Source organism: Brevibacillus sp. IT-7CA2 (genome assembly GCF_949767855.1).
In the GTDB taxonomy this organism is placed as follows: Bacteria; Bacillota; Bacilli; order Brevibacillales; family Brevibacillaceae; genus Brevibacillus.
The window spans coordinates 249,269-265,556 of sequence record NZ_CATKQT010000022.1 but is presented as its reverse complement, the minus strand read 5'-3'; the positions used below and the strand labels follow the sequence as shown (position 1 = coordinate 265,556).

Below are 16,288 nucleotides of genomic sequence, written 5' to 3'. Positions count from 1 at the left end.
GAGATCATGTCAAAAAAAATTTTGGTAGTGAATACAGGCGGTACGATTGCCATGTCTGTCGATGACTCAGAAGGCGTAAAGCCATTGGATGATCAAGCAGTCAACAAAATCCTTCCTTTTTTAGAAAAACACGCGGATGTCACCATGAAAAATGTACTCAATCTACCTAGCCCTCATATGACTCCTGCGATCATGAATCAGCTACGACTCGATATTGAGGAAGCCTTTCAACATGATCACTATGATGGCATTGTTATTACCCATGGGACTGATACGTTGGAAGAGACCGCATACTTCCTGGATCTGACTTTGTCGGTCAACGTCCCGATTGTCGTGACCGGAGCCATGCGCAGCAGTAATGAGCTCGGTGCTGACGGTCCCGTCAATCTCATTTCTTCCGTTCGTGCAGCCGCAGACCCCTACAGTTTGAACAAAGGCGTCATCGTTGTTTTTAATGACGAAATTCACGCGGCACGTCACGTAACGAAAACACACACGAGCAATGTCGCTACCTTCCAGTCGCCACAATACGGACCGATTGGAACCATTGCGAAAAAAAGCGTTCAATACCACCATGCCCCATTGGATCGAGAGCATTATGCCATTACCCATGCTGATGCAAATGTGCCGCTGATCAAAGCAGTTGCTGGCATGGAGCCCGCTTGGTTGCAGTTTTTATTGGAGCAGCACATTGATGGACTCGTCGTAGAGGCGTTTGGATTAGGAAATCTTCCACCTGCTATAATCCCTACCCTGCAGCAACTACTGGACAAAGGCGTACCGATCGTTCTCGTCTCCCGCTGCTACAATGGCCAGGTGCAGGATATCTATGACTATGAAGGTGGAGGCCGCAAACTAAAAGAGATGGGGATCATCTTCTCCAATGGCTTAAATGGGCAAAAGGCTCGTCTCAAGTTAATTGTAACGCTGCAAAAAACACGGACTTTCAAAGAGCTACAGCTGTTGTTCGACCAGTAATCAAATGACTTAAACCTCCTGGTTCTTCAGGAGGTTTTTTTCTTAAAAGCATAACTTGAACGGTGCTGTTGTGGTGGGGAGGAAACAGGAGAAAACGCTCAGATTCTAGGGCCAACCCCCTGCGGGATTGACTGCACGACTCCATGCAAAAAGCGAAACCGCGGCCAAAGTAGCCCTCTCAGGATGTTTATCAGAGGTGGCCGCTTAAGGGCGTGTTTCGCTTTTTGCATTACGTCTCGGTCGGTGTCCCTAAGATCTTCGCTTATTTCTCCTGTTTCCTCGACGAGCTTCCTCTGGCTTTTAGATGCCCTAAAAGATTGAAGAATGTGATTAGTTACGACAGAGAAGAGTATTTCCAGGCGTAGCGACATGTGGAGTCCTACCGAGCGGAGAAGGGATTCGCGGGCAAAAGAAACGCAACCGTGCTCCTACTTCGAAGCGGCTACCACTTTTGCGTTTCCCCGCGAATCCCTTCGGAGCGGACAGTCTCATCCCTCAGCAGGACGGAGCCTGGAGCCTAGACTGGAAATATTCTTCTCTCCACTACAGCCACACACCCCAATAAAAAAGGCCCCGCCAAAACGGCGGAGCCATGTTTTCTCAATATATGGAGGGTTGTTTGGAAAATTATACCCAACCGCGGAAGCGAGAAGCCTCAGCCATCTTGCGGGCACCAACCATGTAAGCAGACAGACGCATGTCAATGCGACGGGTTTGAGACATGGAGTATACATTTTCAAACGAACGAACCATTACTTTTTCCAACTTCTCTTCTACTTCTTCTTCAGACCAGTAGTAGCCTTGGTTGTTTTGTACCCACTCGAAGTAGGAAACAGTCACACCACCGGCACTAGCCAGTACGTCTGGAACCAGAAGAATTCCACGCTCAGTCAAAATCTTGGTCGCTTCCAGTGTAGTTGGGCCGTTTGCCGCTTCCACTACGATTGACGCCTTGATGTTGTGAGCATTTGCAGCTGTGATTTGGTTTTCGATCGCTGCCGGAACCAAAATGTCGCATTCCAGTTCAAGAAGCTCTTTGTTGGTGATCGTGTTGTTGAACAGTTTTGTAACTGTACCAAAGGAATCACGACGATCTAACAAGTAGTCAATATCCAAACCGTTTGGATCATGCAGCGCACCGTATGCATCAGAGATACCTACGACTTTAGCGCCTGCATCATGCATGAATTTTGCCAAGTAGCTACCAGCGTTACCAAAGCCTTGTACAACTACGCGAGCACCTTTTACGTCGATGTTGCGACGCTTCGCTGCTTCACGGATGCAAATGGTTACACCTTTTGCAGTAGCTGTTTCGCGGCCATGGGAACCACCCAGCGCAATTGGTTTACCCGTAATGAAACCAGGCGAGTCAAATTCACGGATACGGCTATATTCGTCCATCATCCACGCCATGATCTGTGAGTTCGTAAAGACGTCCGGAGCTGGAATATCTTTAGTAGGACCCACAAGCTGGCTGATTGCGCGAACGTAACCGCGGCTCAGTCTTTCCAATTCGCGGAAGGACATTTCACGCGGGTCGCAAATGATACCGCCTTTACCACCGCCATATGGCAGATCGACGATACCTGCTTTGAGGCTCATCCAGATAGAAAGTGCTTTAACTTCATCCTCAGTAACTTCCGGGTGGAAACGAATGCCCCCCTTGGTCGGACCTACTGCATCGTTGTGCTGTGCACGATAGCCCGTAAATACCTTTACTTCGCCATTATCCATGCGAACCGGAATACGTACAGTCAAAACGCGTAGCGGTTCCTTCAAGAGTTCAAACATCGATTCTTGGTAACCTAGTTTCTCCAGTGCTTCCTTGATCACCGTTTGAGTTGAATGGAGCAAGTTCAATGATTCTTGCTTTTCTTTCCCTTCGGTGCTTTCGGTTACCACGTCTTGATTACCCATTACTTACCACCTCAAAAATGTTTTCGGTCAATGCCGCCTTTAGTATACACGCTTGTATCATTTATGAGAAGCTTAAAAATGTTTTTTTCCCATTTCGAAAACGTTTTCGTTCCTTGTTTTGCATAATCATTCAATTATTTACCAATCATTTCTGAAACCGCTTTTACGGGCTACATTTTTTACAACAGCTTCAAAAGCGCGTCCCATCATGCTTGTATTGTCCCCAAACTTGTTTCTTTCATTACGGAAATAGTGGATTTATGCCATAATAGAAAAAGTAAAGGTGGAAGTTTATTCATGGAGGTGTTTTTATGAAAAAAAAGTCTATTTTGTTTGTTTTTGCTCATCCCGATGACGAAACGTTTGCTTGTGGGATTTCCATTTCCAAATATAGTAAAACACAAAAGGCCAGCACCCATTTATTGTGTGCAACAAAAGGGCAAGCAGGGAAAGCTGGTGAACCACCTTTATGCACACCGGAAGAACTCCCACGTTTTCGCGAGCAAGAGCTTCGCGACGCTTGCGCCATACTTGGGTTCGATCAGGTAGACGTCTGGGAATATCAAGATAAGTTCCTAAACACAGTGCCTGTAGATGAGCTCGTTACTCGTATCCACCAGGCTATTCACCAGATCCAACCGGAAATCGTCGTCACGTTTGCACCGCATGGCATTTCCGGACATCCTGACCATTTGGCGATTAGTCATGCTACCACTCAGGCTGTCCTTTCTTTAGGCCCAGATACGAGTGTGCGAAAGCTTTATTATGCGACTCGCTCATCCGAGGAAGGATTTGGTACGATGAAGCCTCCCTTTACGGATCCAATCGAGAGCATTACGACGATCATTCACGCCCCCGAATACATGCAAAAAGTAGCAGATGCCTTGCGGGCGCACAGAACACAGCACCTATCAGTAGAGCGCGTTTTCCCAGGTGTAACAAAAGGCGAGCACCATTCTGTTCCGCCAAACAATCATTACATCTTGGCTTGGCACTGCCTTCCGAACTATACCATTCAAGGTAAAGAAGCTGATTTTTTTGAAGGCCTAGCATAATCTGTACAGACAGCAACAGCACCTAGTTGGTTGACTAGGTGCTGTTTTATATTCCCAGACATTTCTTTTTCGATTACGTGAAATGCCTGCATATTTCTTTTACAGCATCGTCGGCAACGATAACTTTTCCATATTCTTCCAACACATAAATCGTTATCGGCGTCGCTTCTCCGTACTCAGAGAGGATCGCAATTAGCTTGTGATAACGCTCCTGATCCAAGTCGACTTCCTCCAGCACCAGATGATATTTTCCCTGGTAGAAGTAGGAAGCTCCGCCATTGGTTAAAAGGGCGTTAATGCGATGGGCGGCTTCAACCATATGCTCAAAGTCCCGGAAGGCATACATGATCAAATCGCTTTCTTCCAATGTGACCTCTAGCTCGTATACATCCTCGTCTTCGAATTCTTCCTCTTTGCCGTCCTTTGAGCCAGTCTTGCCACGCGTTACGATTACGACCATTCCCTGAGCTGGCAAGGCGAACACTTCAACTGCAACAGGCCCTGATACCTCAAACCCTAATTCGTGATAAGCCTGTTCCATCATGTCGTTGAACAGTTCATGTACTTTAGGAATGTCACGCCACATGTCTTCTTTTTCTATCCCGCGCTCTGAGAGGTCGTCAAAAGTTAAAAAGATTCGTATTTTATCTTGACCAAGGCGTTCAACACGCATGACTGTCCCTCCTCGCCATCCAGTCGTACTACAAAATATGATGGTAAGCCTGTAAGAGTTCTCCACATTCTCCGGCGAATACCTGTTGGCATTCATCCATTTTTTGATGGACTGGAAAATACGGGGTAGTCCTATCATATCACATTTAGTTACTGGAACAAAGCTACCATGACACCTACGCAGCATTCGCCTATCGATGTCGAATCAACTCACGAAAAAAAGAAACTTTGTTGTTGCCTGTCATTTCCTGCGCTTTCCCAGGAAAAGTTGCCCTCATTGTTGTTCTTATGTATTTATATTTGGCTCTGCTAGTTCGGGTTCCTTCTCATTCATAAAGGTTTGTACATGAAAAAACGCCCAGAATCAGGCGTTTTTCTACGTCTCATATTCACGCAGCCGCTTTTGAATCCAAATGGCCGCCTGTGTTCCATCCCCCATGGCAATCGACACTTGTTGCGAATGCTCATTAATATCGCCAACAGCCCATATGTTGGGATGATCCGTTTCTTTTGTTCGTGGATTCGTATGAATGTGGCCCTTTTCATGAATATGCACGGAAAAACCACGCAACAGCTCTGTTAAAGCATGAGCACCAGGAAAGGCAAGAAATGCTCTTTCTGCAGACAAACGTTCACCTGAAGAGAGCTCGATTTCTTGCAGTTGTCCCCCCGTATGATGAAGGGTACATACTTTTTCCTCTCGATACATAATCCCTCGCTGGCTCAGTCCAGAGACAGCCGGCGTATCCACCTGCACTTGTGCATGATTAATGACTGTTAACCTGTTTGTATAGTAAATAAGTTCGTCTGCCATCGAAACAGCTTGTGGGCCCGCTCCAATGATTACTGTGTCTTTCTCAACTGTTTCATAGCCGTCACAGTCAGGACACAAGAAAATCGATATCCCTACACAATCGGAAAAGCCAGGGATCGTTGGAAACGGATCGCGAATGCCGGTTGCCAATACCAGCGTGCGGGAAGTAAGCGTATGTATGCCGCTTTTCGTACTTATCGAAAATAAGCCGCTTGAGTCAGTAGCAAGCTTTGTTACCTCATCTGTTATCAAGATTGCGCCGTATTTTTGTGCTTGCTTTCTGCCTACTTGACGCAAAAAATCGCCACTAACCCCCTCCGAAAATCCGAGAATGTTTCGGTAGGCTTTGGCGACTGTTGATCGACCACCTGGCATGTCAATGACTGCAACGCGTCGAAGGCATCTTGCTAGTTGGATTGCGGTTTGAAGCCCTGCAATCCCGCCGCCGACAATGACCGTATCATACTCCACTTACATCCACCTGCTTATCTTTTTCCCGATAGCATTGCCAGTGGAGCACGATCTCATTACTGAACGAGGGGAACCATTACAATTTTTCCTTCAACGAGCCCTGCTTCTAAATGAAGTCCGTTATATCTTGCGATTCGTCCTACGTTCGAATTATTTCCATAGTACTTTCGTGACAGCATAAACAACGTTTCACCCTTCTTCACCACATGCTTGACGACCTTCGATTTTGTTGTAGGTGGTGTTGAAGCATGTTTTCCCGGTGTAGCTACTTTGCTAGTAGAAGTACTCGCAATCTGGGCTGCCTTGTTTACAGGTGTACCAGTCGAAGCTTGGACTGGTACCGGGCTTACAGCAGGTGTCTGTACGCTTGTGGTCGCCTTCACTGCAGGCTCAACTGGTTTTGATTCGGTCGTTTTTGCCTTGGTAGGTGGGTTGGTCACGCTTTCATTCGGATCAGGCGTAGCAGAAAGAACAACGGATACAGGCTCCTTTTCTCCTGCCTTGCTTTTTTGTGAAGTGGAACTTGCTTTGCTAACTTCTTTCACTTCAACACTACCAGAAGCTACAGACCCGTGTGGGACATTGGCCCTGTACAACTCAAGACCAATCAACCCGAAAAAAACGAATCCAAACAAGTACAATCCCGGTTGAATCCACTTTTTAAACGAGAACGACGCTTTAGGGCGAGTATGACGGGAGCGTCGGGGTGGTAATGGATTATGCTCGAGATTCACTCTTCCTCCCCCTTTTTCTTGATCGTTTTTTGTAAATAAAAGGCTAACATGACGTCAATAAGGAAATGAGCCACAATCGAGGGCCAAAGGGACTGATAGTGGGAAAACAAGAGTCCCAAGATCCAGCTTGTACCAAATACGCTTATGACCATGAGCGTTTTTTTCAAATAACGTATGTGGATCAGTGTAAAAATAAGACTGCTCCAAAAATTCCCGGTAAGCGATTGAATGACTCCACGGAATAGCCATTCCTCTCCCACCCCTACTACCATACAGACGAGAATCGTAGTCGATGGTAACATGGCCCCAAAAACTTTCTCATTGATACTGCCATCATCTTGCCATCGCTTAGGCACGTACCGATCCATTGCAATACTCGTGATAATAATACCTGCGGCTACAAACACGGCCCACAGCATAGCATTCCAGCCTGGCAAAGTAAACAAGGACAGAGTAGCATCCCAGCCCAGCACCAATAAGCTACCGACAGCAGCCACTCCCATCACGATTCCTTGTGTCAACCATAGATTCAGCCGAAGAGTGGCTTCATCCACCTCTAGCCGATCTTCCCTCACTCGATGTTTCTCTCCTTTATTTGTTCGGCAAAAGAGTGTCTAACGCCTGCCGCAAATTCCATTTGATTTGTTCATTCTTTGCGATTGCATTGTCATTCGTTTGGAAATACGCATTCGTAGTTAGTCCGCATTTCTTACAGCAGTACAGTTCATATTGATGATCATTTTCTTTAAAATACGTATTGATGCTCGCACGCAAACAGTTTTCTCCTCTTACGTAAGACACCATTTCTGCCAGCTTTTTTTGCTTAAAGCTTTTTCTTTTTTCCGTTTCCTGCCAAATAATTTGAGCCTTCGGATACGATTCTCCTGCAGCTTCGCATGAGGCTAGCACTCTTTCCACATAAAAGGCAAGAAGTGCCCCCATTTCTTCTGATATGTCCATCATCGCCAATGCCTCGTTCGTCAAGGGTACTCCGGTATTGCACAACTGCTCGTATTTTTGAACTTGCGCTTGTGTCGGGTACTCCTTTTCCAGCATGTGCTGATGAATCTGCCAATCGTCCCACGAAAATAAAAGCAGCGCATACCCAGGCTTGCCGTCACGGCCGATCCGCCCGATTTCTTGTGCGTATGCCTCCAAACTGGCTGGCATTTGATAATGGATGACGTAGCGAATATCTGGCTTGTCGATTCCCATACCAAACGCATTGGTTGCAATAATAACATCCAGCTCTCCCGCGAGAAATTGGGACTGAATCAGCATTCTCTCCATGCTGTTCATGCCCCCGTGGTAACCATGCACACGTTTTTTCCCATCGAGTTGATAAGAGGCTGCCAACACATCTACCGCTTGTCGCGTGCTGCAGTAAACGATCCCAGGGCCCTGCAAACGATCCATCTGATCAAATACATACGAACGCCTGTCACTTTCCTCCGCAACTTCAACCAGATCATAGGCGATATTCGCCCGATTTAGGGACTGCAACACGACGTCTTCTTTTTCAATGGAAAATAAGCTACAAATTTCTTCGCGAACAGTCGCCGTAGCGGTTGCCGTCACAGCCAGAACAGGAGGTGCTCCCAATTGTTTCACGACTTCCGGCAATCGCAAGTAATCTGTGCGAAAGTCATGTCCCCATTGCGAGATGCAATGCGCTTCATCAATGGCGATCAGAGACACCCTCGCCCGCTTTAACACTTGTTGGACATAGGGCTGTTGAAGTTTTTCTGGAGAAATATACAACAGCTTGAACGCACCTTCTGAGAGCCCTTTTAAGATTTCACGGGACTCCGTCGGATCCTGCATGCTGTTCAAATAGGTAGCTGGAATTTTTTTTCGTGCTCGAAGCTGTTGCACCTGATCGACCATCAAGGAGATCAACGGGGAAACCACGACGGTCAGACCCGGCAAAAGCATTGCTGGCAGCTGATACGTCACTGACTTCCCGCCACCTGTTGCTAATAACCCGAGAACACTTCGTCCATGCAATAGACGTTCAATAATGGACTCCTGACCAGGGCGGAATGAGTCGTATCCAAAATGCAGCTTTAATCTGTCGCGCATGAGCTGTTTATTCATTTTGCCCCCCTTGTCGCTCGTGCCAGTGCCAATCGGATCTGCAAATACGTTACTGTTGCTTCCAATTGATCCTTGATGAGCCGGAGTCTGCTTGTATCGAGGCGCTCACTCGTACCCACGATCTCTTTTGCCAGCTCATCCGGCAAATACATTGTCATATCCCATTCAGGACAACGCAAGGAAATCTCTACCAAATGATCTTCTATTGTACTTTCTTTCATTTGTCGTTTCTTCGCTATTTCTTTTTTGTCACAGCCAGTCTGAAGCAGTGCGTACGTTCGAGCAGCACTTTCAGTTAGACGTGGATCAAGCTTGTGTGATTCTGTGACAAGTTTTGATAAAAGTGGATAATGATTGCTCTCTGCAAGCAGCGTCTGAATCGACGCGGCAAGCCCGTATCGAAATTGCAGCATAAGATAGCTACGACTCGTTTGGCGAATCTCTGCTACTTGTCCCATGGTCTTGCCTACTTGTCCTACTCCTGACAGTTGACAAAACAAAAGCTCTTGCACAGCTTCATCCAAAGGCTCCCACAGTCGATATAGCTCGTCGGACAATTGCTGTTTCCAAGCATTTCGCATTGCCCTATCAGCCAATTGTTTTTTTACCCAACGCTGTGCCGTCTTGTCCGAAACGACCGGAATAAAACCAAGATCACCATGATGCATTTGCGAGATCGTCTGCACCATAAGATGAAGCCTGCTCCAAAATGGTTCGATTCGCTCTGCCAAATCGGATTGAGTAAAAGGTGCGAACCATATATCAAAACGATATTTTTGGTACGTATGTTTGGCATGCTGTAATCCTGTATCAGAAAAGGTAAATGTCGGCTTCGAGCTCGTTCCACCTGTATCAACAGGTAAAATCCAGCCCGCCTGAAATAATGTTGAAACTATTTTCTCCCAATCCTCTCTTGGAAAACGAGAAAACATCCGATAATACGGATAAAGGGTATACAAATGCACATCTTGCAGTGTCTGATTGGCTTTCCTGCCACGCAGTATGTAGTAGGCTGATTGCAGCGTTCGTTCATTGGCCAGAGGTAACATGGCATTCAAGGCGACCGCACATAAAAGGTCCTGCTCCTCTGCCGCACTGTTCCGACTGTTCATTGGTACTCCTTACATCATTCTATATTTTTCAAAGCTTAGAGTAAGCGAAGTAAACTGCATCATTGGATTTGGAGGATAGTATGACAAAACGATTGAAAAGAACTGAATTTATGATGGCGTACATGATCATCATAACACTTGCATGCACTGTTGGTGGATTTTTTTTCGGGGCCCATTATATGAAGACACAATTGGAGTCGGAACAAGCCGCCGTACTCGAAGCAGAGAAAAAGGAAGCCGAAAAAGAAAAACTGCTGCGTGAGCAAAAGCTGTACAACGAACAGGACTTTATCCGATTTTACTATGCCGTTTATGCACCGTTGCTTGATCTGAAGCAAGCACATTTTGATACGATGGATAAATGGAATCAAATGAACGAAAGTGAACGGACGGATGGATTGAAGCAACTCAGCAAATTAGCTGACCAGACAAGGAAAGAGCTGGAGAAAAACGTCCCCTTGCCGACGTCACCCATGCTGAGACAAGCTCACGCCACTTTTACGAACAGTGTACGGGCGTATTTGGATAGTATGGAGCAGATTCGTTCCGATCAAAATAATGCTACGCCTGCTTCTATTGGAGCTAGCCTGACGCTTTTCCAAAATAACTGGCTAACCGCACAGGAAATGGTCTATCACTCCATCGCGTCTTGGGAATCGGCTTATGTGGTGAAGCAAGCCATGCCGAAGCAATTACCTGGAGCCGTTAACACCGCGCAGTGGAAGCAGTATCCGTTCCATTACCGTACCTATCTCGCAGCTGTGGCCATGTCGGCAAGCAATCAATGGAGTAGCTATAATCCTGAGGACCTAACTGCAAGACTTGATTTGCTCATCGCTTCTAATGAAGTTCAAACATTAGGAATCAAGGATTTAGCCGCTGCCGTGAAGATTTTGAACGCGACAGATGCAGTATCTGCGGGAGATTTTAAACGCTTGAATACACAGCTCTACTCCGTGCTGAAGGCACCGGAAATCCCTCTTTATAAGTAGTCGTACATTTTTAGACTGATTCAATCTTGAAATCTTGTCAACAAGAGCATACAATGATCTATGATAGTGGACGTACCACTTCGGTATGGGAGGTGAAACCACGATGACTACATGGGTAGATAAAGATACTTGTATTGCTTGCGGTGCTTGTGGCGCCACGGCTCCTGACGTCTTTGATTACGACGATGAGGGCCTTGCGTTCAACAAGTTGGATGACAATGCTAACAGCGTTGAAATCCCGGATATCCTGCATGACGATGTTCGTGATGCTGCTGAAGGATGCCCGACCGACTCTATTAAAGTGGAATAGTATTCCATCTACTAATGGAAGAGACCTCTTACGTACTCCGGTATGTAAGAGGTTTTTCATTATGTCCCCCTCTCCTCCGCTGAACGAATGATCGACAACTTTCCGTTCTTTCTTTTGTGATTTTTCGGTAAGATAAAAGAAACAGCAAAAACCGAACATTAAAATGAGTTTTTTCCATTTTTTGTGATGTCAATATCTTAATGTTCGTGTTTTAGTCATTTTTATGATGTTTCCGGTATGAAATAGAGTATTATTCACGAACGATAACTCATATTAAATAATTAATGTTCATTTTTTCTCGTTTTTCTTCTTGACGGTGTTATTTTGACGTGATATCGTAAGTACAAATCTTACGAAACACCTTATAAAACAACGGCGTTGACGAAGAAACGCTGTGATCGAGAAATCCCCAGAGAGCCGATGGTTGCTGCGAATCGGCGGTTTCTCCCACGGTTAAGCACTTCTGAGCTGCTGCGTTGAAAATGGATTCACCATCCCAGTAGACGCAAACGGTAGATCCGTTATCTCTTTTAGGTCATGTACCTACCAAGGCTCTTTTTTGAGAAAAAAAGAGCGAATGAGGGTGGCACCGCGAAGCAAAGCCTCTCGTCCCTCACTGTTCTGTAATAGGAGCAGTGTGAGAACGGGAGGTTTTTTTGATATGCACATATATAGGAGGAGAAAACCATGTTTGCAGACAAAATGATCTTGAGAATCCCTGGCCCTACCCCCATTCCACCACGTGTTCAAACAGCGATGAGCCAACCGATGATTGGACATCGCAGCGGCAAATTTTCCGCCCTTTTCGCCCGTACTGCTGAAAGATTGAAGCCTTACTTTGGCACAAAGCAGGACGTATACATCTTGGCAGGTAGCGGAACAAGCGCACTGGAGATGGGCGTCGTAAACACGCTTCAACCTGGCGATGAAGCTGCCGTACTCGTCAGCGGTGCATTTGGTGAACGCTTTGCAAAAATTTGCGAGCGTTACGGTATCATCGCCCATCGCGTGGAAGTGCCTTGGGGCAAAGCTGTTACACCTGAGCTGGTTGAAACATTCCTGCAAAAAAAGCCACAAGTAAAAGCCGTATTCGCTACCTACTGTGAAACATCCACTGGAGTAGAAAATCCGATTGCTGACTTGGCGAAAACAATCCGCACACATTCGGACGCCCTCTTCATTGTGGATGCGGTAAGCAACCTCGGTGCGGTTCCATGCGAGATGGACGCTTGGGGTGTCGATATCGTGGTAACCGGCTCGCAAAAAGCTTTCATGCTGCCAACCGGCCTTGCCTTCCTCGCTGCGAGTGAACGCGCATGGCAAGTGATTGAGCAAAACAAATCGCTCGCCTTCTATTTGGACCTGAAAGCATACCGCAAGAGCTTGGCAGAGCAAACAACACCGTATACGCCTGCTGTATCCCTCATTTTCGGTCTCGCCGAGGTATTGGATATGTTGGAGGAAGAAGGCTTACCAGCTATCGTAAAGCGCCATGAACTGATGAGAGACATGACTCGCGCAGCGATGAAAGCATTAAACATAAAACTGATAGCGGAAGATCAGTACGCATCGACGACCGTTACTTCTTGCGATCCTGAGGGTGTCTTTCATGCAGAAGCTCTCCGCAAAATGTTAACGCAGCAATTCAACATCACGATTGCTGGCGGCCAGCAACACCTGAAAGGCAAGATCTTCCGCATCGGGCACATGGGTTATTGCGAGCCATTGGATGTCCTGCAAGTCATTTCTGCCATCGAATTGTCGCTTCACCAAATCGGTGCTCCAGTTGAGCTGGGTGCTGGTGTAAAAGCTGCTCAGGAGGTGCTCATTGCACATGTATAAAGTACTCATTTCTGATCCACTTAGCGAATTTGGAATTCAACAGCTCTTGGACGCTTCTGATGTAGAAGTTGTTCGTCAAACAAACCTCTCCCCTGCCGAACTGATCGAAGTGATTGGCGATTACGATGCACTCCTCGTACGCAGCCAAACCCAAGTAACAGCAGAAGTACTCGCTGCTGGCAAAAAGCTGAAGGCAGTCGGTCGCGCAGGTGTTGGGGTCGATAACATTGATATCAACGCTGCCACTCAAGCAGGTATTCCAGTCATCAACGCTCCAGACGGCAACACCATCTCTACTGCAGAGCATTCGTTTGCCATGCTAATGGCTGTCGCTCGTAACATCCCTCAAGCTCACAAGAAGCTGGTAGACGGTACATGGGATCGCAAAAGCTTCCAAGGGGTTGAGTTGAACAACAAAGTACTGGGTGTCATCGGTATGGGCCGTATCGGTTCAGAGGTTGCGAAACGTGCGAAAGCATTTGGCATGACCGTCATGGGCTACGATCCTTTCATGACCGAGGAGCGTGCAGAAAAGATGGGTGTAACCAACGCAACTGTCGACGAAATTTGCCGCAAAGCTGATTTCATTACCGTCCATACTCCGCTGACAAAAGAAACCCGCCATATCATCAGCACACGTGAATTCGCGAAAATGAAAGATGGCGTTCGCTTGATCAACTGCGCTCGTGGGGGAATCATTGACGAGAAGGCTCTCTACGAGGCAATTACCGCAGGAAAAGTCGCGGGGGCAGCTCTGGACGTTTTCGAAGAAGAACCACCTGTAGACAACCCTCTCGTCGGTCTGCCACAAGTAGTAACGACTCCGCATCTGGGAGCTTCGACCATTGAAGCGCAGGAAAACGTGGCCGTAGACGTATCGGAAGAAATCCTGAAGGTTCTTCGTGACGAACCATTCAAAAACGCTGTGAATTTGCCTTCGATCCCTGCGCACGTTATGGAAAAAGTCCAACCGTACTTTACGTTGGGTGAAAAGCTGGGCCATTTCCTTGCTCAAGTGACAGTAGGTTCCATTTCGGAGATTTCGATTAAATATAGCGGTGAGTTGACGGATGTAGACACATCCCCTCTGACTCGCACAGTCCTCAAAGGTGTGCTGTCCTTCCGTCTGGGCGAGGAAGTCAACTATGTGAACGCCCCGATTCTCGCAAAAGTGCGTGACATCACCGTAACGGAGCAAAAGGCAGCACAAAACAAAGGATTTACGAACTTACTTACCGTTAGCTTAAAAACGACGCAAGAGACACGCACAGTGGCTGGAACGCGACTCAATGGTTACGGTGCGCGTATTGTGAAAATTGACGACTTTGCGATTGACGTAGCGCCTGAGGGCTACCTCCTCTACATTCACCATAATGACCGTCCAGGTGTGATCGGTCGTGTCGGCTCCATCTTGGGTGAAAATAGCGTGAACATCGCAACCATGCAGGTAGGACGCCGAGATATCGGTGGAGACGCGATCATGATGCTCTCTGTCGACAAACCATTGACGCCAGAGCTTCTCGATACGATGGGCGAGTTGGCGGAAGTGAAGAGCGTTACACAAATCGAGCTGTAGGTTCTCCCTTCTACACGAGAATAGACCTGGCCACATGCCGGGTCTTTTTCTTTACCCTTATTTTGGTTAGAGCTATAATGGGACAAGATAATTCTACACACCATGGAAGGAGCTTCTTATGACGAACCAGGCATTATTCGCTATTGCTATCTTTTTAGTTACCTATGCATTTATTATTAGCGAAAAGTTACATCGAACCATCGTCGCCATGTCTGGCGGAATTCTCATGGTCTTGTTCGGGATCGTTACACAGGAACAAGCAATTCACCATATCGACTTTAACACGCTCGGCCTACTTATTGGGATGATGATCTTGGTTGCTATTACGGCGCAGACCGGCGTATTCAAGTATGTGGCCATCCGTGCGGCAAAGGTCGCAAAGGGCAAACCTATTCGCATCCTTGTTTACCTGAGTTTGATCACGGCCATTGCCTCCGCCTTTTTGGACAACGTTACCACTGTACTTCTTATCGTACCTGTGACGTTTAGCATCGCCCGCCAGCTCGAGCTGAATCCGATTCCTTTTTTAATCAGTGAAATTATCGCCTCTAATGCCGGAGGAACAGCTACGTTGATCGGTGACCCACCGAATATCATGATTGGCAGTTCTGTACCAGAGCTTGATTTTATGAAGTTTCTCGTGAATTTGAGCCCAATTATCATCGTGATTATGGCTGTAACGGTTGTTTGCTTGGTCTTGATTTACCGCAAGCAGTTACTAACGTCACCTGAGTTGAGCGCAAAAATCATGCAGTTAAATGAGCGCGATGAAATTACCGACAGCCGTTTATTGAAAAAGTCTTTGACGGTGATGGGGTTGACCATCATTGGTTTCATGCTCCATGGGGCCCTTCATTTGGAATCGGCAACAATCGCTTTAACTGGAGCTTTTCTTTTGCTCCTCCTTACTGGAGAGCATTATTTAGAAGACGCGATCAGCAAAGTCGAGTGGAATACGATTTTCTTCTTCATCGGCCTGTTTGTTCTCGTCTCTGGTTTAGTGGAAACAGGCGTGATCAAAAAGCTCGCAACTGAAGCGATGAATCTGACGGGTGGAGATTCAATGAAGACCTCCCTGTTGATCCTCTGGTTGAGCGCAATCGCCTCTGCCTTTGTTGACAACATCCCGTTCGTTGCCACCATGATTCCGATGATCAAGGAAATGGGAGCCCTCGGAATCACCAACCTGGAGCCTCTTTGGTGGAGCCTTGCACTTGGAGCGTGTTTAGGAGGTAACGGTACTTTGATTGGGGCTAGTGCCAATGTGATTGTTGCTGGCTTGGCTGCAAAGGAAGGACATCATATCGGCTTTTTCAGCTTTATGAAGGTCGCCTTCCCGTTAATGATCCTATCTATCTTGATTGCTCATGTCTACGTTTACCTGCGCTATTTTATTTGGTGAGGAGGAATCCCTATTGTTCCATTACACTTTTAATGAAGAAGAAATTGAGATCAAGGAACAAATTTCACAGCAAGATGCTACCTACCACATTGTCGTTAAATCCGAGTCCATGCGAGCACGTGTCAAAGAGGTACGTCGTTATTTTGAGGGGAACAAAGACTACACGGATGTCCTGTTTTTTTCACGAGAGGATGGTTCTTTCGAAGTAATCGTACGTCTCAACATGATAGAATCCTTTTTGATTCACGCCTTTCGCTTCAAATGCTTGCACTCGATTTGTTGGGAATAAAAAAACTCCGCCGTCTGTAGAAACGGC

15 protein-coding genes and 1 other annotated feature are annotated in these 16,288 nt (G+C 46.7%); of the genes, 8 read left to right on the top strand and 7 right to left on the bottom strand.

Annotated elements, in window-relative coordinates:
- The first annotated feature begins 6 nt into the window (after nucleotides 1-6).
- A complete protein-coding gene (locus ACM6JA_RS14245; protein WP_414852799.1) occupies nucleotides 7-978 on the top strand; it encodes an asparaginase in 972 nt (323 codons plus the stop codon).
- 627 nt (nucleotides 979-1,605) lie between these two features.
- On the opposite strand, the gene ACM6JA_RS14240 is transcribed toward ACM6JA_RS14245, so the two are convergent.
- A complete protein-coding gene (locus ACM6JA_RS14240; protein ID WP_007723992.1) occupies nucleotides 1,606-2,895 on the bottom strand; it encodes a Glu/Leu/Phe/Val family dehydrogenase in 1,290 nt (429 codons plus the stop codon).
- A 311-nt stretch (nucleotides 2,896-3,206) separates the two neighbouring features.
- Between ACM6JA_RS14240 and ACM6JA_RS14235 the strand changes: the two genes are divergently transcribed.
- A complete protein-coding gene (locus tag ACM6JA_RS14235; protein ID WP_414852798.1) occupies nucleotides 3,207-3,950 on the top strand; it encodes a PIG-L deacetylase family protein in 744 nt (247 codons plus the stop codon).
- Between the two features lie 73 nt (nucleotides 3,951-4,023).
- Here the strand turns inward: ACM6JA_RS14235 and ACM6JA_RS14230 are convergent, their stop codons facing one another.
- The 6 genes from ACM6JA_RS14230 to ACM6JA_RS14205 all read right to left on the bottom strand — a co-directional run bounded on the left by ACM6JA_RS14230 (nucleotide 4,024) and on the right by ACM6JA_RS14205 (nucleotide 9,850).
- Complete coding sequence (locus ACM6JA_RS14230) at nucleotides 4,024-4,623, bottom strand: genetic competence negative regulator (RefSeq protein WP_414852797.1); 600 nt, start codon at nucleotides 4,621-4,623, stop codon at nucleotides 4,024-4,026.
- A 375-nt stretch (nucleotides 4,624-4,998) separates the two neighbouring features.
- Nucleotides 4,999-5,907, bottom strand: coding sequence for an NAD(P)/FAD-dependent oxidoreductase (locus ACM6JA_RS14225; protein ID WP_414852796.1), 909 nt, complete (start codon nucleotides 5,905-5,907; stop codon nucleotides 4,999-5,001).
- A 56-nt stretch (nucleotides 5,908-5,963) separates the two neighbouring features.
- Entirely contained in the window at nucleotides 5,964-6,641 is a 678-nt protein-coding gene (locus tag ACM6JA_RS14220) for a LysM peptidoglycan-binding domain-containing protein (RefSeq protein WP_414852795.1), read from the bottom strand.
- Nucleotides 6,638-7,216, bottom strand: coding sequence for a lysostaphin resistance A-like protein (locus ACM6JA_RS14215; RefSeq protein ID WP_414852794.1), 579 nt, complete (start codon nucleotides 7,214-7,216; stop codon nucleotides 6,638-6,640). The genes ACM6JA_RS14220 and ACM6JA_RS14215 overlap by 4 nt, the downstream gene beginning before the upstream one ends.
- A gap of 16 nt (nucleotides 7,217-7,232) precedes the next feature.
- The gene (locus ACM6JA_RS14210) at nucleotides 7,233-8,738 is read right to left on the bottom strand and encodes a RecQ family ATP-dependent DNA helicase (RefSeq protein ID WP_414852793.1); all 1,506 of its coding nucleotides are present in this window, start codon (nucleotides 8,736-8,738) and stop codon (nucleotides 7,233-7,235) included.
- On the bottom strand, nucleotides 8,735-9,850 hold the full coding sequence (locus tag ACM6JA_RS14205; RefSeq protein ID WP_414852792.1) for a helix-turn-helix domain-containing protein: 1,116 nt from the start codon (nucleotides 9,848-9,850) through the stop codon (nucleotides 8,735-8,737). Before ACM6JA_RS14205 ends, ACM6JA_RS14210 begins: the two co-directional genes overlap by 4 nt.
- Nucleotides 9,851-9,930: 80 nt before the next feature.
- Here ACM6JA_RS14205 and ACM6JA_RS14200 point away from each other — a divergent pair, with 80 nt between their 5' ends.
- The 6 genes from ACM6JA_RS14200 to ACM6JA_RS14175 all read left to right on the top strand — a co-directional run bounded on the left by ACM6JA_RS14200 (nucleotide 9,931) and on the right by ACM6JA_RS14175 (nucleotide 16,261).
- Nucleotides 9,931-10,842, top strand: coding sequence for a hypothetical protein (locus tag ACM6JA_RS14200; RefSeq protein ID WP_414852791.1), 912 nt, complete (start codon nucleotides 9,931-9,933; stop codon nucleotides 10,840-10,842).
- 103 nt (nucleotides 10,843-10,945) lie between these two features.
- Complete coding sequence (locus ACM6JA_RS14195) at nucleotides 10,946-11,152, top strand: ferredoxin (protein WP_007724004.1); 207 nt, start codon at nucleotides 10,946-10,948, stop codon at nucleotides 11,150-11,152.
- Nucleotides 11,153-11,521: 369 nt separating this feature from the next.
- Nucleotides 11,522-11,769, top strand: a binding site (T-box leader).
- 70 nt (nucleotides 11,770-11,839) lie between these two features.
- Complete coding sequence (locus ACM6JA_RS14190) at nucleotides 11,840-12,994, top strand: pyridoxal-phosphate-dependent aminotransferase family protein (protein ID WP_414852790.1); 1,155 nt, start codon at nucleotides 11,840-11,842, stop codon at nucleotides 12,992-12,994.
- On the top strand, nucleotides 12,987-14,570 hold the full coding sequence (serA, locus tag ACM6JA_RS14185) for a phosphoglycerate dehydrogenase (protein WP_414852789.1): 1,584 nt from the start codon (nucleotides 12,987-12,989) through the stop codon (nucleotides 14,568-14,570). Before ACM6JA_RS14190 ends, serA begins: the two co-directional genes overlap by 8 nt.
- A gap of 118 nt (nucleotides 14,571-14,688) precedes the next feature.
- Complete coding sequence (locus ACM6JA_RS14180) at nucleotides 14,689-15,972, top strand: SLC13 family permease (protein WP_414852788.1); 1,284 nt, start codon at nucleotides 14,689-14,691, stop codon at nucleotides 15,970-15,972.
- Nucleotides 15,973-15,985: 13 nt separating this feature from the next.
- Nucleotides 15,986-16,261 (top strand): hypothetical protein, encoded by a 276-nt coding sequence (locus tag ACM6JA_RS14175; RefSeq protein ID WP_414852787.1) that lies wholly within the window; start codon nucleotides 15,986-15,988, stop codon nucleotides 16,259-16,261.
- The last annotated feature ends 27 nt before the right edge of the window (nucleotides 16,262-16,288 follow it).